Here is a 14,869-nt window from a genome sequence, read left to right as displayed (position 1 = left end):
CATCTCTACATAGCTAGATTTGCACCATGATCCCGCTCGCCCGCCTCACGCCCGCCACGGTCGACGTGCTTCGCGTCCTCCTCGACGACGGGGCCTCCGTCTGGGGGATGCTCGTCATCAAGCGCACGGGACGCCCGGCGGGCAGCGTCTACCCGATCCTCGAGCGGCTCGAGGGGGCGGGCTGGGTGGCCTCGTCGTGGGAGCCGGACACCGACCGCAGCGGTCCGCGGCGGCGGCTGTACGAGCTGACGGGCGACGGGGCGCAGGCCGCGCGCGCGGCGGTCGAGCGCTTCGACGCGGCAGCGGTGGCGAAGGCATCCAAGGCAAGCCGGTCCGCCCCGGTTGCCGTGCGTCTCTCCGGAGCGGAGGCCCGCGCGTGATCGACCTGCTGCTGCGCCTGCTCGCCCGCCTCCTCCCTCCTCTCGCCCGTGAGCGCTACCTCGAGGAGTGGCGAGCCGATGTGGCCGGCGCCGCCGAGGCGGGTCTGCCCCGCCGCGACGTCGTGCTCGGTGCCCTCGTGCTCAGCGCCACCCTCGACCGAGCGCTGCCGGCGCACTCGGGGGAGCCGCGGTTCCTCCGCCCGCGCCGCCTCGCCCGCCGCGGGCTCGGGCTGCTGACGGCCACCGCGGTCGTGCTGATCGGCTTCTCTCTGACCGCCGGCGGCATCGTGCCCGAGAACGCTCCGGAGGGTGTCGTCGCCACAACGAGTGCGGTTCGCTGGCTCGTCGTCGCTCTCGCGCTCCTCGCGGGGGTCGTCGGAGTCGCGCATCTGATCGGCGCCGCCCGCTCGGCCGAGACCCGCACGGCCCGGGTGTCCCTGCTCCTGGCGGTCGTCGGGCCGCTGACGGTCGTCCTCGGCACCCTCCTCCCCGGAGCGCCCTGGTGGCTGACCCTGCTCGGCTTCGTGATCGTGCTCGCCGGCCTCGCGACCGGCCTCGCGGTCATCGGAGGCACGCGACCGATCGCTCTCGAGCACCGTGTCGCGACCCGGCGGCAGCGCCTCCCGGTCGCGGTCGCCGGTGCTGCGCTGATGCTCGCCGTCGTCGTGCTCGGCACGATCGACCTGCTCGTCTGGAACCCGCTCGCGAAGGTGCCCGGCACCGAGCTCTCGACGATCTACGCGCTGATGGCCGAGCGCGACGGGTTCTCGCTGCAGCCCACGCTCGTGCTGACAGTCGTCTGGGTGGTCTTCTGGACGGTGCCGTCCCTGCTGGTGGCGGCGATGGGAGTGCACCGCTCGAGTGGCGCACTCACTCCTCGACGGCTCGCGATCGTGATGCTCTCGATGGTCGGCGCGGCGATCTTCTGCCGCTTCTTCACCGGATTCGGCATCGGCATGTCGATCGCCGACACCTTTTACACCTCCGGCGGTGACGGCTCGGTCGTCTCGGCGGCGCTCGCGATCGTGAGCCAGCTGTCGTCCGCGGCGGCCGCGATCCTGCTGGGCTGGGCTCCGCGGGTCGTGGTGCGGCCGGCCGACAGCGCGGTGGCGGTCTAGCTGTCTCTGACGAAAAGCCACCTCGCAGGGAGTGGCGCCTCCTCTGCTGATCGAGTAGCCCGCGGAGCGGGCGTATCGAGATCCACGATGTCTCGGAGTGGGCGGGTCTCGATACGCCCCTCCGGGGCTACTCGACCAGCAGGTCGGCCGCCGCTGGCGCGATGCACGCAGAAGCGGGGCCGACTCGCGTCGACCCCGCTCCGGCGTCCGTCCTACTGCTCGCTCGGGCGGCGGCGCCTGGTCAGGGCGAGCACCGCTCCTCCTCCTGCCACGAGGGCGAAGGCGAGGGCGGCGAGACCCGTCGTCCCCTCCGCTCCGGTGTGCGCGAGGGCCGCGGCGGGCTTCGCGGTGCCGGGGTGCGGAGTGGACGACGGCACGGGCGCGACGGGAGCCGCGGTCTCGGTCGGCGCCGCGGTCGGCTCGGCCGTCGGCGCCACGGTCGGCGCCACAGTGGGTTCACCGGTCGGCGTCACGGTCGGCTCCGGCGTCGGTTCCGCCGCCACCAGCTCCGGAGTCGACGCCGGCGCCACGCGGTGCAGCGTCGCCTGCTCGTAGTCGTACGACATCGCCAGCAGCGCCGCGTCCTGGCTGCGCGGAGCGGCCAGCTCGAGACCCGCGGCCGCTCCGGTCGAGGTGAACCCGGCGGGCAGCGAGACCGTCGGGATGCCCGTGTTCGCTCCCACATCGCAGAACGTCGTGCCCGCCCACTCCGGAGTCGCGGACGTCGCGCTCGTCGGCATGGCGAGGGCGTCGAGGTCGTGGTCGACGAAGTACTGGTCCATCGCGATCTTGCCGGCCTCCTGCTCGGCGACCGCCGCGTCGTAGGCCGGGTTCGGGATGTCCTCGTTGCTCTGGAAGTACTCGACGTCGCCAGGGAGCAGCGACGTCTTGCCGTCCGCGATGACGTCCGAGAAGGTGAGCGCATCGGCCGGCTCGGTGAGCGCGGCGAGGCCCTCGGGCCAGGTCGCGTCCGTCGAGGCGAAGAACGAGTCGATGCTCGGGCGCATGTCGATCCAGCCGCCGCTCTTCAGCGTCCCCGAGACGAACTCCCGGGTGAAGTCGGGCACGGGCACGATCTCGGCGCCCTGCGCGGCCAGGTCGCGGACCGCCTGGTCGACCAGCGCGGTCGTCTCGGCGAGGCCCGGACGCGCCGGGTCCTCCTCGTAGTCCCAGCGCACGTAGCCGATCCGCTTGCCCTCGAGCGCGGTGTCGCTGAGGCCCTCGACGTACGAGTCGGTGTCCTGCTCCGCGGCGATCACGGTCTGCGGGTCGGTCGGATCGACGCCGGCGAGCACCTCCATCAGCAGCGCTGCATCCGTCACGGTCGTCGTCATCGGCCCCGACACGTCCTGGCGGAGCGACAGCGGCACGATGCCGGTGACGCTCGTGAGTCCCATGGTCGGGCGGTAGCCGACGAGGCTCTGGTGGGCGCTCGGCCCCACGATCGAGCCGCAGGAGTCGGTGCCGAGGCCCGCGGGGGCGTAGCCGGCCGCGACGGCCGCGCCCGTTCCTCCGCTCGACCCGCTGGAGCTGTTCGCCTGGTTGTACGGGTTGTTGGTGCGGCCGCGCTCGGAGCTGAGCGTGTAGGTGCCGTGCCACGCGAACTCGGCCATGTTCGTCTTCGCGAGGATGATCGCTCCGGCGTCGCGCAGGCGCTCGACCGCGGTCGAGTCGAGCTTCGTCTGGTACGTGTGCAGCGAGGCGCTGCCGGCGGTCGTGGGCATGTCGAACGTGGCGTAGTTGTCCTTCACCAGGATCGGGATGCCGTGCAGCGGTCCGCGGATCGTGCCCTCGGCGCGCTCGGCGTCGAGTTCGGCGGCCGTGTCGAGGGCATCGGGGTTGGCGAGGATCACGGCGGCGAGTCCGGGCTGGTCGCCGTACGGGTCGTCGTACGCGGCGATGCGGTCGAGGTACTGCTGCGTCAGGGCGACCGACGTGGTCGCTTCGGACTCGAGGAGGGCGAGGGTGTCGGTGATGCTCAGATCGACGACCGCGGGGGCGGATGCGGGGGCCGTCGCACCGACGGCGGCGGGGGCGGTGATCGCGGCGCCGAGCGCGAGGCCCGAGCAGAGGGAGACGGCGGCGGAGAGTCGGGCGACCCTCCGGAAGGAGGAGTGGGACAAGCGAGGACCTTCGGATCGAGTGGGAAGAGGCTTGGAACCTTCCCAGTCTTCGGGCCGCGTGTTGCGGATCCGTTTCCGACCGGTTTCGATCTCGGCCCATCAGGCCCGTCGCTGCGTTCAGCCGCGGTCGAGAAGCGCTGCGAGCACTCCGCTCGTCATGAGGGCCCAGCCCACGAGCAGGGCGGCGCCGACCGCCCCGAGCAGGATCGCGACCGCGCGCCGCTCGCTCCGGGTCACCGCGCGGCCTCGGGAACGGGGAGTTCCTCCGGAACGAACGTCAGGATGTCGCCCGGCTGGCAGCCGAGCACCGAGCAGATCGCGTCGAGCGTCGAGAAGCGGATCGCCTTCGCCCGCCCGTTCTTGAGGATCGAGACGTTCGCCGTGGTGATGCCGATCGCCGAGGCCAGCTCGGTCACCGACATCTTGCGCTTGGCCAGCTCGACGTCCAGCTGCAGCACGATCGCCATCAGACGATCTCCGCCAGCTCGCTGCGCTGCTCGACCGCGAGGTGCAGGAGCCGCCGCATCACCATGACGAGGAGGCCCAGCGTCGCGCTCGACACCGCGACCAGCCCGAAGGCGAGCGCGGGGATCGGAGCGGGGACCACCGCGAGGACCGCGACCGCTCCGCCCGCCGCGAGGACGGCTCCGAACAGGAACGCGCCGATCGCCAGGTCGACCCACAGATCGGAGCGGTGATCGCCGGCGAAGAGCGCGTCGTCGCGCACCAGCGACACCAGCCGCCAGACCGCGACGAGCACGGCCTCGACGCAGAGGACGCCCGCGACGAGGACGGCGACGAGCACCCCGTCGATCGGTCCGCCGTCGAGCGCGGTCGCGGCGACCGGGCCGACGGCGACCTGCACGACGACGCAGCCGAGCAGCAGCACGGCGAGCAGGGCGCGGAGTGCGACGAGGAGTGAGCGGGGCATCGAGGTCCTCCGGAGGGTGCGGCGTATCGAAGATCGAGCGATTCGTATCGACAATCGATACTGCCAGTTCGCGACGGGGCCCGGCAAGACCCTTCACCCGATATGTGAGCGCGCGAAGTCCTGCACGAATAAGGCTGAGCGTCGCGATCCCTCCCGATCTCGCGGAATCGACCCTCCCAGCCTTACTTCTGCAGGAGCATCGCCCCTCAGGCCCCGCCCGTCCCCGCCCCGAACACGTCCTCGTACAACCCGGTCAGCTCCGGCGAGCTCGGCCCCGTCAGCCCGCACCCCAGCAGCGCGTTCTCGTCGGCAGCGAGCAGGTAGTCGGTCCCCGTCTGCCAGGTGACGCCCCGGCCCTGCGTCACGGTGACGCTGTCGCCGACCTCGCCGGCGAACCGCTCGAGCACCCTCAGCTCGACCGTGCCGTCGTCGATCGAGCGCACCTCGGCCCGGAACGCGACCTGCGCCGACGCGAGCGCCGCCGCCGGATCCGCGGGGCAGCTGTTCGTCGCTCCCGACAGGCGCGCCGAGGACGTGGCCAGGGCGAACGCGAGCGGCAGGAGGAGGGACGCGATGGCCGCGACGGCGAGCGCGCCCACTCCCGCGATCAGCCAGGGGGAGCGGCGGCGCGGCGGGGCGTCGTCGCGGTCGGTGCCCGCGAGGACCACGGCCAGCTCGCGGTCTGAGAGCGGAGGCAGGCTGGCCGCCGGATCGATCGCGCGGAGGAGCGCGCGCAGATCGCCGTCCCTCTCGGGCGACCCCCGCAGGAGCTCCTGCCCGATCCTGCGGCGCCCGCGCTCGAGCCGGTCCGTCGCGTCCTCCTCCGGCATGCCGAGCACGATGCCGATCGCGTGCGCGTCGAGGCCGTCCCACGCCCACAGGCGCAGGGGCTCCGCATCCGACTCCGCTACGCGCGAGAGGGCCAGGCGCACCCGGTCGTGCAGTCGGCGCGACTCCTCGTCGGTCTGCAGCTGCGGCGGCTCGACCAGCGCGAGCCGCTGCGAGAGGAGGGACTGCCGGCGCTGTCCTCGGAGCGCGTTCCGCAGCAGGGCGCGGGCGATCGCGAGCGCCTGCGCGACGGGGTCGGGCGGGGCGATCCTCCGCTCGCGCAGCACGGCGATCGTCAGCGCGAGGACGTCGTCGGCGGTGCCGGCGTCGGCGCGCCGCCACAGGTAGCGGCGGACCGGGTCGGCGACCGTGGCGGCGAGCACGGCGAACCGTTCGGGGTCGGCGAGAGGATCCTGCATGACCTCATGGTCGCCCCTCGCGCGCCGGTTCGCACATCCGGGGTCTCGAGGGGCCGGTGGCGATCAGGGTCGGGGTGCGGGAGGCTGGTGGCATGGAACCCGACGCCCGTCCGGCCGACGCCCACCCGGTGTCGCTCCCCGCGGTGGCGAGCTCCGCTCTCGGCCTGGTCGCGCTCGTCGCGTTCCCGGTTCCGCTGCTGTCCGCGGCCGCGGGTCTCGTGGCGGTCCTCTTCGCCCGCTCGTCGCGGGAGCAGTTGCGCGCCGAGCCGTCGCTCCGCGGCGCCCGCGCGAGCCTGCTCGGCTTCGTGCTCGGGACGGCGGCGCTGGTCGTGGGCGCGGCGCAGGTGCTGGCGCCGTACGTGCTGATGGCGCTGTTCTTCCTGTAGTCGCGCGCCTTCTACGACGTCAGCGACCCGATCACTGCGATGACCTGGATCGCAGTCAGGAGCCAGCCCACGATCACGGCGTAGGTCGCGAACCCCCAGCCCGCGCGCCCCGATCGGCGGATCCGCGCGCGGCCGAGCAGGCCGCAGACGATCGCGGCGGGTCCCACCAGGAACGCGAGCACGAATCCGGCGATCGCCATCGGCTCCACGGCCGGATCGGTGACCAGCCCCGCGTCCCTCCGCGCCCGCCCCTGCGCGTACGAGACCGGCACGGCGATCGCGAGCACGATCACCGGAGAGAGCACGAGCAGGATGATCGCGATGTGCCATCCGACGAGTCCGTAGAACATCCCGCGAGCCTACGGATGCGCTCCGCCGGAGTCGTCACCCGCGCGGGGGAGCCCGCTCGCTAGCCTGTACCCCGGCGATCCGCCCGCCCCGCCCCTTCCCCCGCCCGAGGAGCCTCATGCCCACCTGGTCCCTGCACGGAGACGGCCGTACCGTCGAGCCCGGCGCCGTCGTCGCCCCCGACGAGCGGCTCAGCTGGCCCGCGACGATCGCGATCGGCGTCCAGCACGTCGTCGCCATGTTCGGAGCGACGTTCCTCGTCCCCGTCCTCACCGGCTTCCCCGTCGCCACGACCCTGCTCTTCTCGGGTGTCGGCACGCTCCTCTTCCTCCTGATCACGCGCAACAAGCTGCCCAGCTACCTCGGCTCGAGCTTCGCGTTCATCGCTCCCGTCACCGCCGCGACCGCCGTCGGCGGAACCGGGTCGGCGCTCGCCGGGATCGTCGCCGTCGGCCTCCTGCTCGCCGCGGTCGGCGTCCTGGTGCAGTTCGTCGGACTCGGCTGGATCGACCGCCTGATGCCCCCGGTCGTGTCGGGTGCGATCGTGGCCCTGATCGGCTTCAACCTCGCTCCCACCGCCTGGGACAGCTTCGAGAAGGCCCCCGTCACGGCGACGGTCACCCTCGCCGCGATCATCCTCGGCGGAGTGTTCTTCCGCGGCTTCCTCGGCCGCGTCTCGATCTTCGTGGGCGTCGTCATCGGATACGTCGTGGCGCTGCTGCGCGACGAGATCGACTACTCCGCGGTCGGCGACGCCGCCTGGATCGGCCTGCCGCCCTTCTCCTTCCCCGACTTCGCGTCCGGATCGACGTGGTCGGGCATCGCGATGTTCCTCCCCGTCGTGCTCGTCCTCATCGCCGAGAACGTCGGCCACGTGCGCGGCGTCGCGACCATGACCGACTCCTCCGTCAACGCCCACACCGGCCGCGCCCTGATCGCCGACGGCGTCGCGACCGCGGTCTCGGGCACGTTCGGCGGCTCGGGCACCACGACCTACGGCGAGAACATCGGAGTGATGGCCGCCACGCGCGTCTACTCGACCGCCGCGTACTGGGTCGCCGGCGTCACCGCCGTTCTGCTCAGCCTCTCGCCCAAGGTCGGTGCGGTCTTCAACTCCATCCCCGCGGGCGTCCTCGGCGGCGCGACCACCGCGCTCTACGGCCTCATCGGAGTCATCGGCATCAAGATCTGGGTCGACAACCGCGTCGACTTCTCGCGCCCGGTCAACCAGTACACGGCCGCCGTCGCCCTGGTCATCGCGATCGCGGGCTTCAACTTCTCATCGGGTGGCTTCGAGCTCGGGGGCATCGTGCTCGGAGCGGGCGCGGCGCTGGTGATCTACCACCTCGGCAACGCGATCGCGCGCTGGCGCCGCACGGGCGCTGACGACGGCGGGCCGCTGCCCGCGATCGGGCAGCTGGGCGGGGACGTGCAGAAGTAGGGGAGGCGCGAGTCGGCGCTAGGGTGCCGGGATGGTCGACGTCGCCCCTTCCGCTCTGTCCTTCCTCCGCTACGACATGAGCGAGGCGGGCTCTGCGGCCTCGCTGTTCACGGCGTCCGGCGCCGGAGGGCTGTGCGGGATCTACGTGCTCGAATTCGAGAACGGCCAGCGTTACGTGGGCCAGACGACGAACATCGTGAGCCGGTACGCGTCGCATCGTCGTCACCACGGAGACGTGGTGGCCTTCCGTTTCGCGAAGTGCCCGCGAGCTCGGCTCGACGAGGAGGAGCGCGCGGAGATCCGCCGTCAGGAGCAGACGCACGGTCTGCGGAACCTCACGCTGACGGGCTGGCCCGGTGGCACCGGCGACCGTGCCGCCACGGTCGAGGAGGGCAAGAGCGTCCTGCTGCCGTGGGAGCGCGAGCGACGCGGGAGGATCGGCGAGGAGGGGGCGTCGACGCTCCCGCGGCGGTTCTGGGAGCTTGCGCGGCGTGACGACTACGCGGCGCTGTCAGGAGTCCTCGCTCGCTACATCGCCGAGACGATCGCTGATCCGTTCGGAACGCAGAGGGTGCTCTGGGTCCTGTCGGCCCTGCCGTCGACGAAGCGGTCCAAGACTGCGCGCCGTCTCTTCACGTTCAGCTGCGGAACACTCGAGACCGTGTTCGCGGTCGAGTACCTCGACGAGGGCGAGTGGCACGTCGCGGTCAGGGCCAACGTCGATGCGCCGACGTTCGACGCGGCTGTGGAGGCGCTGGGCGAGATCCCAGTCGTCTTCTACGACGGCGAAGATGCGGCCTATCGCAGCGCTGACGTCGCGTCCTACCTGTTCGCCGGGTGGGAGGAGTTCGCTGCAGCGCTCGAGTACCCGCCGTTCCTCGAGGCCGCGTACAAGCTGAACACGACGATGATGCGCCGGGGCGGATCGCCTCTGCGCAGGCATCACAACGCGTTCTTCGCGGACGATGTGCTGCGCCGGGCCGCCGTTCCTACATCGTCGAGCTGACTTCACACCCGCGGCACGCTCCTTCTTCTCCACAGATGAGCCGAACTCGTGTTCGAATGTCGGGGGTCGCTGGCATCATCCCTGTATGGCCATGATCGACCCGTACACAGCACCCGCCGAGGGCGGTCCCTCGCTGCACGCGTGCTTCGAGGAGGCGTACGGCGGCGCGATCGATGCGGCCGGGGCGGTACGGCGGTTCCGGGGGCGGATCGACGGCGAGCAGGCCGAGCTGATCGAGCTGTCGCGGCGACTCGCGATGGCGGTGCCGGAGGCGCTCGTCGATGCCGGCGTGCTCGGCAGGGGCGAGCGGATGGAGGCGGCGGCCCGCGCGCACGTCGCCGAGATCGCCACGTCGTTCCGACTGTCCGAGGCGCACGCCGGGGCCCTCGTCGAGGAGAGCCGCCTCCTCGTGAACGAGCTGCCGGCGACGCTCGCCGCCCTGAAGGAGGGAGCGTGCGCCGCTGAGTACGCCCGGGTCGTGGTGGCCGAGGCGGTGACCGTGCCGCCGGAGGTGCGCGGCCGGTTCGACGAGGAGGCGGCGGTCCTCGCCGCGTCGTGCACGCCTCCGCAACTGCGGCGCCGGCTTCGCGCGCTGCGCGAGCGGCTGCATCCCGAGACGCTGCGCGAGCGCCACCGCCGCTGCCGGGAGGATCGCACCGTCTGGGCCGACGGCGAGCTCGACGGCATGGTGACGCTGCACCTCCATCTGCCCGCTCAGGATGCGTTCGGTGCGTACGACCGGATCGATCGTGCCGCCCGCTCGGTCCGGGAGGCGGGCTCCGGAGCGACACCCGCCGACCGCGACGCACGGAACCTCCGGCAGGTGCGTGCCGATGTGGCGACAGCGCTGCTGCTCGACGGCGAGACCGTGACCGCCCCGGAGGAGCCGCACGATGCGCGAGACCCCCTCGCCGGGCCCGCCCGCACCGCCGTCCCGCGCGGTACCCGCGCGGTGGTCGCCGTCACCGTGCCGGTCCTCACCCTGCTCGGCCGCTCCGACGAGCCCGCGATCCTCGACGGCTACGGGCCCGTCGACGCCGAGACGGCGCGCGAGCTCGCTGCCCGCGCTCCGAGCCTCACCCGGATCCTCACCGATCCGCACACCGGAGCGACGCTCGGTGTCGGCCGACGCAGCTACCGTCCGCCCGCCGAGCTGCGTCGGGCGCTCGCGCACCGAGACGAGACCTGCCGGTTCCCGGGGTGCCTCCGCACCGCGCGCACCGCCGAGATCGACCACACGGTGCCGTGGCAGCACGGAGGAGCCACCGACGCCGCGAACCTCGCCCACCTCTGCGCCTCCCACCACCGACTCCGGCACCTCAGCACCTGGAGTCCCGAGAACCTCGGCGACGGCGGCGTCCGCTGGCGCAGCCCGGCGGGACGAGTGCTGACAGTGGAGCCGCCGGGGCCACCGCTCCCGGGGCAACCGCTGCCGGGGCCACCGGTGCCGGGGCCACCAGTGCCGGGGCCACCAGTGCCGGGGCCACCAGTGCCGCGGCCACTCCCGTCGAGTCGCGAGAAGGTGCCGTTCTGAGTGCGGGGGCGAACGGCCGGAGCCGACCTGCGGATCCTCCAGCGCGCCTTCTTCCGAGTTCCGGCATCGCGCCCCACCGAGCCCGAGTTCCTCAGGACCCCGAGCCCCTCACGCCTCCGCGCCCCTCAGAGCTCCACCGTGCACAGCGCCTGCACCGCGCTCCGGAACTCCGCCTGCATGTCGAGCGAGTCGCGCTGCAGCAGCCACTGCACCTGCAGCCCGTCCATCGTCGCGATCGTCCGGATCGCCGCGCTGCGCGGGTCGACGCCGGGGAGGAGCTGGCCGCGGGTGAGCATGTCGCCGAACGCGTCGGTGAACAGGTCGATGATCACGCGGTACCGCTCGGTGAAGTACCCGTGCGCCGGGTGGTCGGCGTGCGTCGCCTCCGCCGAGAGGGCGCACTGCAGCTCGATGAGCCCGGGGATGCACGTGTTGTACGCCACCAGGTCGACGAGGGCGCGCACGGTGTCGACGCCCGGGATCGTCCCGCCGCTCGGCACCCGCGCGATCGACCTGTCATCGCGGAGGGCCAGCACGGCCGAGAGCAGCTCCCACTTGTTCGCGAAGTGGTGCAGCACGCCGGCCTGGCTGAGCCCCACCTTCTCGGCGATCTCGCGGAGGGACGCGGCGTGGTACCCGCTCGCCGAGAACACCTCGAGGCCGGCGGCGACGATCTCGGCACGCCGGGCGGCGGTCTTCGCGTACTGGCCGCGCGGTCGCCGCGGAGGAGAAGTGGGGAGTGCCAACGTGTGCCTCCTGGCGCTTCGGTGCGGTGGTGAGGGGCGGACGGGTCGATGCGGGATGCGCTGGTACGCGGTCCGAGAAACCTAACTCCTCGTGGTTTCTCCGTCAAAGCCCCAGGGGTGCCCTGGCGGAACCACCCACTCCGACATCCTGCACGGTCCCTCCGCACCCTTCCCTGTTAAACCGAGCAGTGCTAGGTTTTCTGGGACGGTCGTCCGCCGCCCCCTTCAGCGTAGAAAGAGACCCCTCGTGACCGACAGCTCCACCGCCTCCCCGACCGGCACCGCGCCCTCCTCCGGCACCGCCCCGCGCCTCAGCGCCGAGGGCCCCGACGCCGACGCCCGCTTCACCGAGCTCCTCGGCCGGCTCACCCTCGAGGAGAAGGTGCAGCTGCTCACCGGCCGCGACTTCTGGACCACCTGGCCGATCGAGAAGATCGGCCTGCGCCGCATGCTCGTCTCGGACGGCCCCTCCGGCGTCCGCGGCGAGGTCTGGGACGAGCGCTCGCCCTCGCTGAACCTGCCCTCGGCGACGGCGCTGTCCTCCTCCTGGGACCGCTCGATCGCGAAGCGCTACGGAGCCGCCGCGGCCGTCGAGGCCCGCCGTAAGGACGTCGACGTCGTCCTCGGCCCGACCATCAACCTGCACCGCTCGCCGCTCGGCGGCCGCCACTTCGAGGGCTTCAGCGAGGACCCGGTCCTCACCGCCGATCTGGCCGCGGCCTACGTCAGCGGCGTGCAGGAGAACGGCGTCGGAGCGACTCCGAAGCACTACATCGCCAACGACTCCGAGACCGACCGCTTCACCGTCGACGTGCGCGTGGGCGACCGCGTGCTGCGCGAGCTCTACCTCCTCGCCTTCGAGCGCGCGATCGTCGAGACCCGCGCCTGGCTCGTGATGAGCTCCTACAACTCGATCAACGGCACGACCGCCACCGAGAACGACCTGCTCGAGACTCCGCTCAACAGCGAATGGGGTTTCGACGGCGTCGTCATCAGCGACTGGACCGCCGTGCGCTCCGTCGACAGCGCCCGCGCGGCGCAGGACCTCGTCATGCCCGGCCCGGACGGCCCCTGGGGAGCCGCGCTGGTCTCCGCGGTGCGCGCAGGAGAGATCGAGGAGTCGGCGATCGACCGCAAGGTGCGCCGCATCCTCCGCCTCGCTGCCCGCGTCGGCGCGCTCGAGGGCTTCGAGCCCGCCGTCGCCGAGCCGGTCCTCGTCGAGGACGGCCGTGCGTTCGCGCGCGAGGCCGCTGCGGCCGGCAGTGTGCTGCTGCGCAACACGAGGGAGCTGCCGTGGGACGCCTCCGCCCTCGGCTCCGTCGCCGTCATCGGCCACAACGCCCGCGACGCCCGCACGCAGGGCGGCGGATCCGCGACGGTGCTGCCCGAGAAGGTCGTCACCCCGCTCGACGGCGTCCGGAACGCCCTCCCCGGCGCCCGCGTCGACTATGCGCTCGGCGCCGTCGTGCAGGACGGAGTCGCGCCCCTCGCGCTCGAAACCATCACGAACCCCGCCACGGGCGAGCCCGGCCAGCGCGTCCGCTTCCTGGACGCGGAGGGATCCGAGCTGTTCGTCGAGGACCGCCGCGCCACCGCGCTCGTCTGGTTCGGCGGCAGCGCCCCGATCGCGGCGTCCGCCCGCGTCGAGTTCTCGACGGTGCTGACCCCCGAGGCCGACGCGACCGTGCGCCTGGGCTTCGCGGTCGTGGGCACCGCGCGGATCTTCGTCGACGGCGACCTGTTCCTCGAGGAGACCCTCGCCCCGGTGGGCGCCGACCTCGGAGCCGCGCTCCTGGCGCCGCCGTCGGTCTCGGGCCCGCTGCAGGTCACCGCGGGCACGCCCGTCGACATCCGCATCGAGTACGACATCGAGCACACCGACGGCGAGCTCGAGGGAGCCCTCGGCTTCACCTACGGCATCGAGCCCGAGGACACCCCGGCCGACCAGCTGATCGAGGAGGCGGTGGCCCTCGCCCGTGACGCCGACGTCGCCCTCGTGGTCGTCGGCACCAACTCCGCCGTCGAGTCCGAGGGCTACGACCGCAGCTCGCTGGACCTCCCGGGCGAGCAGGACGCCCTGGTGCGCGCCGTCGCCGCGGCGAACCCGCGCACCGTCGTGGTCGTCAACTCCGGATCGCCCGTGCTGCTGCCCTGGCGCGACGAGGTCGCCGCCGTGCTCGTCGGCTACTTCGGCGGCCAGGAGATGGGCGACGCGGTCGCCGACGTCCTGCTCGGCGCCGTCGAGCCGGGAGGACGCCTCCCCACGACCTGGCCCGCCGCGATCGAGGACGTCCCCGTGCTCTCGACGCTGCCCACCGACGGCGAGCTGCACTACGACGAGGGCATCCACATCGGCTACCGCGCGTGGCTCCGGAGCGAGGTCGAGCCGGCCTACGGCTTCGGCCACGGACTGGGCTACACGTCCTTCGACCTCGTCTCGGTCGCCCCGGTCGCGCCGACCCGGGCCGGCGAGGACGCCGAGCTGCTCGTCGACGTGGTCAACACGGGGGAGCGCGCGGGCAAGATCGTGCTGCAGGCGTACGCCGAGCGCCGCGACTCCGCCGTCGAGCGCCCGGTGCGCTGGCTCGTCGGGTTCGAGAGCGCGCAGATCGAGGCGGGAGCGGCGGCTCAGCTCACAGTGACCGTGCCCACGCGCCTGCTCGCGACGTGGAACGACGGCTGGGACTACGAGGCCGGCGTCTTCACGATCCGCATCGGCACCTCGCTCGAGGACGTCCCGCTGACGACCCCGCTCGAGCTGCTGGTCTGAGACCGGAGCGGGACTCCCGGGCCGTTCCTGGGAGTTCCGCTCCGCCTTCCTGGGAGCGGGGTCCGGAGCGGGTTTCTATCACGTTCGGGTCATCCCGCAACCCGGTGCGCTCCCAGGCGGCTCGCGCTTAACGTCGAGGAAGACGGCCGCAAGAGCGGACCGCCGCACACCGAGTGAGACAGCAAGGAGCACCACCGTGCCGCAGATCATCGAGACCGTCGACGTCAACGTCCCCGTGTCCGTCGCCTACAACCAGTGGACCCAGTTCGAGGAGTTCCCCAAGTTCCTCGACGAGGTCGAGTCGATCCAGCAGGTCACCGACGTCCTCACCGTCTGGAAGGTGAAGGTCGGCCCCGTCGAGCGCGAGTTCGAGGCCAACATCACCGAGCAGCACCCCGACGAGCGCGTCGCGTGGAACAGCACCGGAGGCGAGACCGACCACGCCGGTGTCGTCACCTTCCACAAGCTCTCGGACTCCGAGACCCGCGTCACCGTGCAGCTGGACTGGGAGCCCAAGGGCTTCCTCGAGTCGATCGGCTCGCTCGTCGGCGCCGGCAGCCACGCCGTCAAGAAGGACCTGAAGAACTTCAAGGAGTACATCGAATCCCAGGGCACCCCGGACGGCGCCTGGCGCGGCGACGTCGAGGCCTGAGCCGTGTCCGACGACGAGACGACCCTCAACGACTCCGAGGGCGACAAGAAGCCCGGCGGCCTCGGCGACGAGGGCACCATCCCCGACTCCGAGACCGGCCTGGCCGTCGGAGTGACCGGCGATTCCCACTTCAACCCCGAAGAGGACGCCCCCGCCGAGGACGAGTCCTAGGACCCACCCCGGTCAC

15 protein-coding genes are annotated in these 14,869 nt (G+C 72.3%); 9 read left to right on the top strand and 6 right to left on the bottom strand.

Annotation, left to right across the window (positions count from 1 at the left end; genetic code table 11):
• Positions 1–26: 26 nt before the first annotated feature.
• Both ASF46_RS14185 and ASF46_RS14180 read left to right on the top strand, forming a co-directional pair.
• Complete coding sequence (locus tag ASF46_RS14185) at positions 27–380, top strand: PadR family transcriptional regulator (RefSeq protein ID WP_056868157.1); 354 nt, start codon at positions 27–29, stop codon at positions 378–380.
• Positions 377–1,498 carry a hypothetical protein gene (locus ASF46_RS14180; protein WP_056868156.1) on the top strand — a complete coding sequence of 374 codons (1,122 nt, stop codon included), beginning with the start codon at positions 377–379 and terminating at the stop codon, positions 1,496–1,498. The genes ASF46_RS14185 and ASF46_RS14180 overlap by 4 nt, the downstream gene beginning before the upstream one ends.
• A gap of 212 nt (positions 1,499–1,710) precedes the next feature.
• Here the strand turns inward: ASF46_RS14180 and ASF46_RS14175 are convergent, their stop codons facing one another.
• The 4 genes from ASF46_RS14175 to ASF46_RS14160 form a co-directional block, all read right to left on the bottom strand.
• Positions 1,711–3,621, bottom strand: coding sequence for an amidase family protein (locus tag ASF46_RS14175; RefSeq protein ID WP_056868155.1), 1,911 nt, complete (start codon positions 3,619–3,621; stop codon positions 1,711–1,713).
• A 233-nt stretch (positions 3,622–3,854) separates the two neighbouring features.
• A complete protein-coding gene (locus tag ASF46_RS14170; protein ID WP_055790266.1) occupies positions 3,855–4,088 on the bottom strand; it encodes a helix-turn-helix domain-containing protein in 234 nt (77 codons plus the stop codon).
• On the bottom strand, positions 4,088–4,552 hold the full coding sequence (locus ASF46_RS14165) for a DUF2975 domain-containing protein (protein ID WP_055790268.1): 465 nt from the start codon (positions 4,550–4,552) through the stop codon (positions 4,088–4,090). The genes ASF46_RS14170 and ASF46_RS14165 overlap by 1 nt, the downstream gene beginning before the upstream one ends.
• A gap of 206 nt (positions 4,553–4,758) precedes the next feature.
• The gene (locus ASF46_RS14160) at positions 4,759–5,799 is read right to left on the bottom strand and encodes an RNA polymerase sigma factor (protein ID WP_056868154.1); all 1,041 of its coding nucleotides are present in this window, start codon (positions 5,797–5,799) and stop codon (positions 4,759–4,761) included.
• A gap of 92 nt (positions 5,800–5,891) precedes the next feature.
• Here ASF46_RS14160 and ASF46_RS14155 point away from each other — a divergent pair, with 92 nt between their 5' ends.
• A complete protein-coding gene (locus ASF46_RS14155) occupies positions 5,892–6,185 on the top strand; it encodes a hypothetical protein (protein WP_056868153.1) in 294 nt (97 codons plus the stop codon).
• A gap of 11 nt (positions 6,186–6,196) precedes the next feature.
• Here the strand turns inward: ASF46_RS14155 and ASF46_RS14150 are convergent, their stop codons facing one another.
• Positions 6,197–6,535, bottom strand: a complete 339-nt coding sequence (locus ASF46_RS14150; protein ID WP_056868152.1) for a DUF4190 domain-containing protein — start codon at positions 6,533–6,535, stop codon at positions 6,197–6,199.
• A 116-nt stretch (positions 6,536–6,651) separates the two neighbouring features.
• On the opposite strand from ASF46_RS14150, the gene ASF46_RS14145 reads away from it, so the two are divergent.
• From ASF46_RS14145 to ASF46_RS14135, 3 genes are all read left to right on the top strand, one after another.
• On the top strand, positions 6,652–7,974 hold the full coding sequence (locus tag ASF46_RS14145; RefSeq protein WP_056868151.1) for a uracil-xanthine permease family protein: 1,323 nt from the start codon (positions 6,652–6,654) through the stop codon (positions 7,972–7,974).
• A 31-nt stretch (positions 7,975–8,005) separates the two neighbouring features.
• Positions 8,006–8,980: a GIY-YIG nuclease family protein gene (locus tag ASF46_RS14140; protein ID WP_056868150.1), complete on the top strand. Its 975-nt coding sequence runs from the start codon at positions 8,006–8,008 to the stop codon at positions 8,978–8,980.
• Between the two features lie 85 nt (positions 8,981–9,065).
• The gene (locus ASF46_RS14135; RefSeq protein WP_056868149.1) at positions 9,066–10,514 is read left to right on the top strand and encodes an HNH endonuclease signature motif containing protein; all 1,449 of its coding nucleotides are present in this window, start codon (positions 9,066–9,068) and stop codon (positions 10,512–10,514) included.
• A gap of 125 nt (positions 10,515–10,639) precedes the next feature.
• On the opposite strand, the gene ASF46_RS14130 is transcribed toward ASF46_RS14135, so the two are convergent.
• Positions 10,640–11,260 carry a TetR/AcrR family transcriptional regulator gene (locus ASF46_RS14130; protein ID WP_056868148.1) on the bottom strand — a complete coding sequence of 207 codons (621 nt, stop codon included), beginning with the start codon at positions 11,258–11,260 and terminating at the stop codon, positions 10,640–10,642.
• A 448-nt stretch (positions 11,261–11,708) separates the two neighbouring features.
• Between ASF46_RS14130 and ASF46_RS14125 the strand changes: the two genes are divergently transcribed.
• The 3 genes from ASF46_RS14125 to ASF46_RS19595 all read left to right on the top strand — a co-directional run bounded on the left by ASF46_RS14125 (position 11,709) and on the right by ASF46_RS19595 (position 14,853).
• Positions 11,709–14,030, top strand: coding sequence for a glycoside hydrolase family 3 protein (locus tag ASF46_RS14125; protein ID WP_235576994.1), 2,322 nt, complete (start codon positions 11,709–11,711; stop codon positions 14,028–14,030).
• 196 nt (positions 14,031–14,226) lie between these two features.
• On the top strand, positions 14,227–14,682 hold the full coding sequence (locus ASF46_RS14120) for an SRPBCC family protein (RefSeq protein WP_056868146.1): 456 nt from the start codon (positions 14,227–14,229) through the stop codon (positions 14,680–14,682).
• 3 nt (positions 14,683–14,685) lie between these two features.
• Entirely contained in the window at positions 14,686–14,853 is a 168-nt protein-coding gene (locus ASF46_RS19595; RefSeq protein WP_200919716.1) for a hypothetical protein, read from the top strand.
• Positions 14,854–14,869 lie beyond the last annotated feature (16 nt).

The organism is Rathayibacter sp. Leaf296 (assembly GCF_001423045.1).
GTDB lineage: Bacteria > Actinomycetota > Actinomycetes > Actinomycetales > Microbacteriaceae > Rathayibacter > Rathayibacter caricis.
Note: the sequence above shows the minus strand (reverse complement) of the source record. Positions and strands in the feature narration are given on the sequence as shown.

Excerpts from the sequence above, each read along its gene's own strand:
- ASF46_RS14185 (WP_056868157.1), top strand. The coding sequence starts at position 27 with ATGATCCCGCTCGCCCGCCTCACGCCCGCCACGGTCGACGTGCTTCGC.
- ASF46_RS14170 (WP_055790266.1), bottom strand. The coding sequence starts at position 4,088 with ATGGCGATCGTGCTGCAGCTGGACGTCGAGCTGGCCAAGCGCAAGATG.
- ASF46_RS14165 (WP_055790268.1), bottom strand. The coding sequence starts at position 4,552 with ATGCCCCGCTCACTCCTCGTCGCACTCCGCGCCCTGCTCGCCGTGCTG.
- ASF46_RS14160 (WP_056868154.1), bottom strand. The coding sequence starts at position 5,799 with ATGCAGGATCCTCTCGCCGACCCCGAACGGTTCGCCGTGCTCGCCGCC.
- ASF46_RS14155 (WP_056868153.1), top strand. The coding sequence starts at position 5,892 with ATGGAACCCGACGCCCGTCCGGCCGACGCCCACCCGGTGTCGCTCCCC.
- ASF46_RS14150 (WP_056868152.1), bottom strand. The coding sequence starts at position 6,535 with ATGTTCTACGGACTCGTCGGATGGCACATCGCGATCATCCTGCTCGTG.
- ASF46_RS14145 (WP_056868151.1), top strand. The coding sequence starts at position 6,652 with ATGCCCACCTGGTCCCTGCACGGAGACGGCCGTACCGTCGAGCCCGGC.
- ASF46_RS14140 (WP_056868150.1), top strand. The coding sequence starts at position 8,006 with ATGGTCGACGTCGCCCCTTCCGCTCTGTCCTTCCTCCGCTACGACATG.
- ASF46_RS14135 (WP_056868149.1), top strand. The coding sequence starts at position 9,066 with ATGGCCATGATCGACCCGTACACAGCACCCGCCGAGGGCGGTCCCTCG.
- ASF46_RS14125 (WP_235576994.1), top strand. The coding sequence starts at position 11,709 with ATGCTCGTCTCGGACGGCCCCTCCGGCGTCCGCGGCGAGGTCTGGGAC.